At 38.8% G+C, this 6,709-nt stretch carries 9 protein-coding genes and 1 pseudogene; 8 read left to right on the forward strand and 2 right to left on the reverse strand.

Annotation, left to right across the window (positions count from 1 at the left end; translation table 11 throughout):
- Window positions 1-228: pseudogene (locus QT711_RS19395) on the reverse strand (IS5/IS1182 family transposase); the annotation flags it as partial.
- A gap of 159 nt (window positions 229-387) precedes the next feature.
- On the opposite strand from QT711_RS19395, the gene QT711_RS19400 reads away from it, so the two are divergent.
- The 6 genes from QT711_RS19400 (at window position 388) to QT711_RS19425 (ending at window position 3,568) form a co-directional block, all read left to right on the forward strand.
- On the forward strand, window positions 388-654 hold the full coding sequence (locus tag QT711_RS19400) for a hypothetical protein (protein WP_317946897.1): 267 nt from the start codon (window positions 388-390) through the stop codon (window positions 652-654).
- Window positions 654-935: a hypothetical protein gene (locus QT711_RS19405; RefSeq protein ID WP_317946898.1), complete on the forward strand. Its 282-nt coding sequence runs from the start codon at window positions 654-656 to the stop codon at window positions 933-935. Before QT711_RS19400 ends, QT711_RS19405 begins: the two co-directional genes overlap by 1 nt.
- A 189-nt stretch (window positions 936-1,124) precedes the next feature.
- Window positions 1,125-1,595, forward strand: a complete 471-nt coding sequence (locus QT711_RS19410) for a peptide-methionine (S)-S-oxide reductase (protein ID WP_317946899.1) — start codon at window positions 1,125-1,127, stop codon at window positions 1,593-1,595.
- Between the two features lie 13 nt (window positions 1,596-1,608).
- Window positions 1,609-2,124, forward strand: a complete 516-nt coding sequence (locus QT711_RS19415; protein ID WP_317946905.1) for a GrpB family protein — start codon at window positions 1,609-1,611, stop codon at window positions 2,122-2,124.
- A complete protein-coding gene (locus QT711_RS19420; protein WP_317946900.1) occupies window positions 2,121-2,654 on the forward strand; it encodes a P-loop NTPase family protein in 534 nt (177 codons plus the stop codon). Before QT711_RS19415 ends, QT711_RS19420 begins: the two co-directional genes overlap by 4 nt.
- Before the next feature lie 152 nt (window positions 2,655-2,806).
- Window positions 2,807-3,568, forward strand: a complete 762-nt coding sequence (locus QT711_RS19425; RefSeq protein WP_317946901.1) for a class I SAM-dependent methyltransferase — start codon at window positions 2,807-2,809, stop codon at window positions 3,566-3,568.
- A gap of 166 nt (window positions 3,569-3,734) precedes the next feature.
- On the opposite strand, the gene QT711_RS19430 is transcribed toward QT711_RS19425, so the two are convergent.
- Window positions 3,735-4,280, reverse strand: coding sequence for a hypothetical protein (locus QT711_RS19430; RefSeq protein WP_317946902.1), 546 nt, complete (start codon window positions 4,278-4,280; stop codon window positions 3,735-3,737).
- Between the two features lie 183 nt (window positions 4,281-4,463).
- On the opposite strand from QT711_RS19430, the gene QT711_RS19435 reads away from it, so the two are divergent.
- Both QT711_RS19435 and QT711_RS19440 read left to right on the forward strand, forming a co-directional pair.
- Complete coding sequence (locus tag QT711_RS19435; protein WP_317946903.1) at window positions 4,464-5,705, forward strand: ABC transporter permease; 1,242 nt, start codon at window positions 4,464-4,466, stop codon at window positions 5,703-5,705.
- A 24-nt stretch (window positions 5,706-5,729) separates the two neighbouring features.
- Window positions 5,730-6,611, forward strand: coding sequence for an ABC transporter ATP-binding protein (locus tag QT711_RS19440; protein WP_317946904.1), 882 nt, complete (start codon window positions 5,730-5,732; stop codon window positions 6,609-6,611).
- The last annotated feature ends 98 nt before the right edge of the window (window positions 6,612-6,709 follow it).

The following is a 6,709-nucleotide window of genomic DNA, read 5'->3' on the forward strand; positions in this document are numbered from 1 at the left end:
GATGAGGTCTTTGATTGTTGGAATTCGGTCAATATAACGTGCGAAAATACTTACAATCATTGCACCGTAATTCAACTCAGTAGGCGCACCCACGCGGGATTTCTTGTTGATTTCATAGAAAATGGCGTCCAAGTCGATGGCAGCCATAATCTCTTCATATTTTTGGGTAGGTTCCATCTCGTATAATTCTTCAATGCTAAATAAGCTTTGTTGTCGTATAATGGTCATAGGGAGTACCTCTCCAGTCTTTATGGAATGTTTTCGTCGACTACCATTATACAAGACTTGGGGAGGTACTTCCTTTTTTGTGTCTACAAACCCTTGGGAGACATAGGCTGGTCATTATGAAATTCATTCATATAGAAAATTAAAGGCGGTGGTGATTTTATGGGATATATTGAATCATCAGAAGAGCTTATGAAGCACATAGCAAATATGAATCGTGATAATTCAGTTTTACAATTTTCTCTTCCAGGGAAGGGAAAGTTCACCCTTGTCCTACAGGAAGAGGATGAAGTTTCAATCAAAACTGATGTTGAAAATAACCCTCAGCTTAAACAAATGATTGAAGAAAGTAAAAATGAATATAAAACAGGAAAAGGTATGTCAACTTCACAACTATTAAATTCACTTTCTGCAAAGGATTTCGAATAGTGGGTAGTAAAAATATAATCTGGCTTCCTGCTGTTAGAGAAAAGCTCATGCAGTTTAGGAGTGAACATTTCACGCCAGAGGAGACTCTGGAATTCATATTTACACTGATTTTAGCTATTGAGGAATCCTTAAGAGATGAATTTATTTTAAAAACATACACAGAGGAGTTTGGTTTCTATAAGGGTTTATCTCGAATCGTTATTAGGAAATTCAAGATTTATTATGAAAAGGATCAAAATAATATAATAATTCTTGGTATATTATTTCCAGGTGAAGCATAGTCACCAATTCCAGCAGCCCTTTGTATAGGGGCTTTTTTATTATGAAACGGTTTTATGCAAACGTTCCTCCTTTTTTGAAAAAAATTCCCAAAGCCAATCTATAAGACGAGGGGCGAAACAACATACGAAAAGTTGAAGTAAAACCCTACTCAGAGAAATAGTATTTATTAAACAAAAAGGAGAGTCAATATGGAAATCGTCTATTTCGCAGGGGGATGTTTATGGGGCGTACAAGCTTTCATCAAAACATTACCTGGCGTTACATTTACTGAAGCCGGAAGAGCTAACGGAACAAGTCACACACTTGACGGAGAATATGATGGGTACGCCGAATGTGTAAAAACAGGATTCGATCCAACAATTGTAACGATTAGCGACTTAATGAATTATTTTTTTGAGATTATTGATCCATACAGTTTGAATAAACAAGGACAGGATGTAGGCGAGAAATATAGAACAGGAGTATATAGTGAAAACCCTGAACACTTAAAAGAGGCGAAGAAATTTATTGTCGAAAGAGAGGATTGGAACCGTATTGTTGTTGAAGTATTACCTCTTACAAACTATGTAAGAAGTGCAGAAGAACATCAAGATCGGTTAACAAGGTGTCCGAATGATTATTGTCATATTCCTGATGAATTATTAACTAAATATAAGTAAGGGGTGAATCGACATACGGAAAGTTGAAGTAACACCTTACTCAGTGAAATGGAAGTCGGATTTTGAGACCGAATCCAAACGATTACAAGCCATTTTCGGCGCTGAAGTAATCGACATCCACCACATCGGAAGTACATCTGTATGCGGGTTGGCTGCTAAACCGATTATCGACATCATGCCTGTGGTAAAGGATATTTCACTGATCGATAAGTATACAGACGAAATGGACCGTATTGGCTATGAAGCAAAGGGTGAAAATGGGATTCCCGGACGCCGCTACTTTCAAAAAGGCGGAAATGAGCGCACGCATCATGTACATATTTACGAACAAGGCTCTCGCGACATTGAAAGACACTTGGCATTTCGGGACTACTTGCGTGTTCATCCAAACATATCTAAGCAGTATGGAGACCTAAAAGAGAGGTTAGCGAATCAATTCCCAGATGATATTGATGCGTATATAGACGGAAAGGCAGAATTTGCGTCCGAGATTGAGAGACAAGCCGTTAGGTGGTACCGACAGCTATGAAAATCTTTATCATGGGGATTGTTGCAAGCAGGAAAACGACTTACGCCAAAGAACTATCGAAACAAACAAGTTTGCCTTTTATTGAACTGGATTCTGTCGTTTACCATACTGTGGACGATGTGCGGGTGAAACGATCGCTAGATGAACAACTACAGGTGATTCAGGAAATGGATGCGGCAGGAAGCTGGATTGCTGAAGGGGTGTACCGCCCTTCCTATCACATCCTCTTAGATATGGCGGATGTCGTCATTTGGTTGGATCCTCCGTTATGGAAACGGAAAATGCGGATTTTGAGCAGACATATAAGGCAAGTGCTGGGAATGGAAGCATGTGCGTATGAACCGAATGTGCAAATGCTGCGCAACATGTATAAATGGACAAAGTACTTTGAGGGACGGCGCGATGAAATGAATGAAATCCTTCAACCCTACGTACATAAATTGGTAACGGTAGTAAACGATCCACATAAAAATGAAAGTTTGCTGGAATGGAAGAATTCTATACATCAGGGGAAGGAGTTGGAAAAATGACGCAATCCTTCTGGTTAACAAACGTGAAATTGGAAACAGGTTTTATTAAATAGGACGGACAGATTGTCGGTACAAAAACAGGATGCTTTCACATCCGAATTGAAGATGTAGATGCTGTGGAATTTAGTATATGAAAAAGGTGGCTTGCAGCTATGATCAATCAAAATGAAAACTTGGAGAAATACGCTGACCCTGAAATGTATGATTATCTTTATGAAGGATACCAAAAGGATTTACATACGATTTTAAAATGGGCGAAGCAAGATGAACCAATCGTCGAATTGGCTTGTGGCACAGGAAGGTTAACAATTCCGATAGCACAAAAAGGTTTTCGCATAATTGGTGTTGACCTGCATGAAGGGATGTTGAAGAGAGCAAGACAAAAGGCGGAAGAACTAGACCTGTCCATTGAGTTTGTTCAACAGGACTGTACACAGTTGGACATTCCTGTAAAAGCTTCACTAGCATTCATGACCGGAAATTCCTTTCAACATTTTCTTACGAATGAAGCACAGAATGCTTTATTGCAATCAGTTCGAAAACATCTAGTAGAGGATGGGGTTTTTATATTCGATACCCGGAATCCAATTTTGCAAGAGTTGTCGGTACTTGATGAATATGAAGAGAAATTTGTCGATAAAGATGGCAATCAAGTGATCGAGAGTTCCCGTGATAAGTATGACCACCTGACACAAATACTCGACTGTCAAACCAATCGGAAAGTTTATCGGGACGGCACGTTAATTGCCGAGTCGCAAGATGGAATTTTGCTGCGGTATTCATACCCGCAAGAAATGAACAGATTGTTACAGGAAAACGGATTTGAAATTGTACAGGTGTATGGGGATTGGGATGAAATTCCGTTACATGCAAGAAGTGTTTCGATGGTGTATGTAGTGAAACGGAGCAGGTAGAAAATGATTGCACACAGATGTTGTTTTGGCGTAATTCTAAGTGTATTTTTACTGGCGATACACATCTATTTAACTCGTTTAATTAAGGGAGTAAAAGACAATTATAAAGCTGTACGTAAAGTTGAAAGCCGACTTTATGTACAGCTTTTACTATTACTTGTAGCCCTTATTTCACTAATATAGAAAATGCATAACTGGCCTCGCCTTTAATGTCGCCGATCCATTTCACGACGGCCGAGTAATAGTATTTTCCGGGTTCTTGAGGTGCATTAAACGATTTTCCGTCGTGTTCCACATAAGATTCCTCGCCTTTGAAAAATTGTATGAGATCAATTTCAATATTATCAAGTCCTCTTAGCTCATTTGGTACTCCAGGATTAGTGGGTAGTGAGAAGAGTATTTCTTCTCCAGGAGTGACACGCATAGTTCTCGTCCCTGATAAAAGGCTACTAAAGTCCTCAACATGTACTATGTTACATTTTTTATCCGGTTTTTCCCAGCAAGATCTATCTCTTCTGATTGAGGCAACATCATTGTTAACGGTCACTCCGGGTGTGGGAGGCATTCCTGTATATCCACTTTCTTCTAGGGATTCTTCACTTGGTGATGGTACTTCCTTGGTTTTTTCAGTTGAACAGGCGGACATTAACAATAGAAACATTACTAAAAAAGAAATAAAGACTATACGTCTCACAACATCAACTCCGTTCAATTAGAATATTAATTTCGTATTATCACAAAAAATTGAACAAACAATAAAATTATTCAGGAAATGGAAGGAGTATCCACTTTAAATGTCGAACTATGTGTAGTAAGACGTTGAAAAGGAGGTGCAATCTGTTCTTTGTTCGATCTACTAGTAATATGATTAAGGAACAACTGAAGGGGGGATTCTATGTGGTTTAGGATGGTTCAATTTGAAGTGAGTAAAATTTTTAAGACAAAGTATTTCAGGATGTTTTCGTTCATTTTATTACTATTTCTCATAGCTTATTATATATTCGTTTACATAAATACGACCCGTCTGGATGAGGTAGTCTCTAACCTTGAAGGTACGTTAACTTCAATGGAAAAACAACTAGCGGAGACAGAAGAAGGGACAACTGAATATGAGATTTTCAACAATGTCTATGAAAAGCATAGACATGAAGTGGAGGCTTATAAAAAACATGATTGGCCTGCTGTAATGAATTATCAAATTGAACTTTTACCGCCCGATCTTGATAGCAATATTGTAAGTAGGCAATATTATACATCTTCTTTCCCAACACTTTTTACAATGGAGACGAGACGAGCACAATACAATTGGTTGATTGAAAAAGAGATTGAACCGGTATTTTGGTTGTGGGACGTGTCATGGAAAACGGCTTATGACTTGTATTATCCGATGGCGGGTGTTGGAGATGATGAATTTCTGAGACAAATCGTCGAAAAATATAGCAATCAATATTCTTCGACAGGTATTTATTATGCAAAACATGTCGCCGGCCTTCTTTTTAGTTTAGGAGGGGTTGTGTTCTTCTTACTCCTGTTTGGGGATGTCGTCACAAAAGAAGGGTTAGCCAAAAATGGATCTATTCATCTTTTGCGTACACAACCTATTAACAGGCACGGCATTTTGGTCGGCAAATTCATAGCGATTCTACTTGTAAGTTTTGTATTTCTAGTAGGTATAGGGGCGATATTGGTCGTACTAGGTGCGATCTTTGACCGTTTGGGGGACTGGGATTATCCGGTGCTTGTGTATGGCGAGGATTATGCATTTGAATTTATCAATATGGGAACTTTCATCTTGAAGTCAGCCCTCCTGTTTTTCATGGTGCTGTTGTTCTGTTATTCTTTATTGTTCCTTTATTCAATCCTGGCAAAACGTATGATACTCGCGCTTGGACTGACAATACTTACGATTTTGTTAGGTGTGCAATTAGCAGAGCAGTCTATTTTATCAAGTTTTGCGCACTATATACCTTTCCATTATTTTTCGACAGCGGACATTGTCACGATGGAGTTCGCAGCAACATTGAAGAATTTTAACTTTACTTATACGACTGGGATGATGGTTCTAGCTATTTGTAGTGGGGTTCTATTAGTAGCCACTTATATGCTCTCACTCTTTCAATATAAGAGTCAGAGATAAGTAAAAAATTAGGGGGATGGCATGATGATTGTTAATGTTTCCAATTTGAAAAAACACTATAAAAAACAACCGGTTTTAAAAGGGATCGATATTACGATTGATACTCCTCAAATTATTGCGCTTGTCGGTCCGAATGGTGCGGGGAAAACGACATTAATGAACTGTATGACAAATTTGCTTCCATTCAACGAGGGAAGTGTTGAGTTGGTAGGGAAGAAAAATACGGATGCGTCAATCTTCTATGAAGTGTCTTATTTGCAGGATAACCGAATCTTATATGGGGATTTGACCGGTTACGATCACTTGAAATTCATTTGCAACGTGCAGAAAATTCCATTGTCCAACATTAAAAAAGTGACTGATCGGGTTGGCATGACAAGCTATATGAAAAAAAGAGTGAGGAATTATTCACTTGGTATGAAGCAACATTTACTCCTCGCCATGTCGATTATTAATGAACCTAAATTATTGTTGCTGGATGAACCATTAAACGGGCTAGATCCAACAAGTGCCATTAATATGCGAAATATCCTGTTGGAATTATATAAAGAAGGAACAACAATCATTCTATCCTCGCATAATCTTGACGAGATCGACCGAATGACGAATATCATTTATTTCATGAAAGATGGGGCGCTATTGAAGGAATCCCTTCAAGATTTCTCGGCCAATCAATATTATGTGGCTGTCGACCATCCGGAAAAAGCAGTTGTAACGTTAAAGCAGGCTGGCGTCCAGTTTACAATACATGAGGGAATCATCGTCTTTTTAGAAACAGAAGTGATTTTACAAGAGTTTCTGGATTTGATGAACCGAATTGAAATTACGATTACTTCCATCGAGACGAAGAAAATTGGTGCCGAAAAACGGTACCAAGAATTGTTGTGCGCCCGGCATGGGCTATAACTTGGTGGTGAAAGTCCACTACAGGCTTGGCAGTAGGAACTGTTAGCTTAAGGCAAGGGTGTTCATCGTGAGGTGGAATCTGAAGGAAGCCGGCGGCA

The organism is Sporosarcina saromensis (assembly GCF_033253735.1).
In the GTDB taxonomy this organism is placed as follows: Bacteria; Bacillota; Bacilli; order Bacillales_A; family Planococcaceae; genus Sporosarcina; species Sporosarcina saromensis.

Excerpts from the sequence above, each read along its gene's own strand:
- QT711_RS19400 (WP_317946897.1), top strand. The coding sequence starts at position 388 with ATGGGATATATTGAATCATCAGAAGAGCTTATGAAGCACATAGCAAAT.
- QT711_RS19410 (WP_317946899.1), top strand. The coding sequence starts at position 1,125 with ATGGAAATCGTCTATTTCGCAGGGGGATGTTTATGGGGCGTACAAGCT.
- QT711_RS19420 (WP_317946900.1), top strand. The coding sequence starts at position 2,121 with ATGAAAATCTTTATCATGGGGATTGTTGCAAGCAGGAAAACGACTTAC.
- QT711_RS19425 (WP_317946901.1), top strand. The coding sequence starts at position 2,807 with ATGATCAATCAAAATGAAAACTTGGAGAAATACGCTGACCCTGAAATG.
- QT711_RS19435 (WP_317946903.1), top strand. The coding sequence starts at position 4,464 with ATGTGGTTTAGGATGGTTCAATTTGAAGTGAGTAAAATTTTTAAGACA.
- QT711_RS19440 (WP_317946904.1), top strand. The coding sequence starts at position 5,730 with ATGATTGTTAATGTTTCCAATTTGAAAAAACACTATAAAAAACAACCG.